The sequence below is a fragment of the Geobacillus sp. WSUCF1 genome, from assembly GCF_000422025.1.
Classification (GTDB): domain Bacteria; phylum Bacillota; class Bacilli; order Bacillales; family Anoxybacillaceae; genus Geobacillus; species Geobacillus zalihae.
This window is the reverse complement of record NZ_ATCO01000340.1, coordinates 1-733: the sequence shown is the minus strand read 5'-3', so window position 1 is coordinate 733 and position 733 is coordinate 1. Positions and strand designations below refer to the sequence as shown.

The following is a 733-nucleotide window of genomic DNA, read 5'->3' as shown; positions in this document are numbered from 1 at the left end:
GGGTGTTTTTGATTTTCCGTTCCTGTTTGCGAAGTGTCCGAGGTGTCCATCCGTGATCGTTGGTGATTTTGAGACGTTTCATGCAGAATTCCGCTCCTTTTCCATGTTTTTCATTAGGAGCAGTATAACCGGAGTGGGCACCGCTTATGCGAAGGTTAACTTTTCAATGAGCATGTATATACAATGAATGGTCAAAACATCAGCAACAATCTGCTGATCCATTCATGCAACGAACATACCAGGACACTGACCGCTCGCTTTCGTAAGCGTAAATCACGAATCATGCGGAAGACAACAACATGAGTCATACAAAAACGGGTCTCTTAATCATACGGTTCCTCTCCTACATGAATGATCGTTATCCGTTACATGTGAGGAAAATATTGTAGGTCATATTCATGTTCCCCAACAAGCGCAGTGGAGTGAAAAAAGAAAAAGATATACAAAACGAACCTGTCCCTGCTATAATGTCAATTGAAAAAAGAACCAATATTGGAGAAAAACGTTCATGAACGTTCAACAACATGCCATTGTCAACCACCTACATGTAGAATGGACGAATTTCGTTACCAATGGGTGTTAGTGGATTTACTTAAGTGATAAATAATGACTAGGGGTTTTCTTGCACTTTTTCAACTAGACAGGGGGAGCAACAGATGCCAGATGTGACTATATCGATTTGGACTGCTGCAGTCGGCTTTTTTCTCGGTTTCTTGGCATACTTTTTTAAAAA

Annotated in this window: 1 pseudogene; it reads right to left on the bottom strand. The window is 40.8% G+C overall.

Going from position 1 to position 733, the window contains the following annotated elements:
* Positions 1–82, bottom strand: a pseudogene (locus I656_RS20080) (helix-turn-helix domain-containing protein); the annotation flags it as partial.
* Positions 83–733 lie beyond the last annotated feature (651 nt).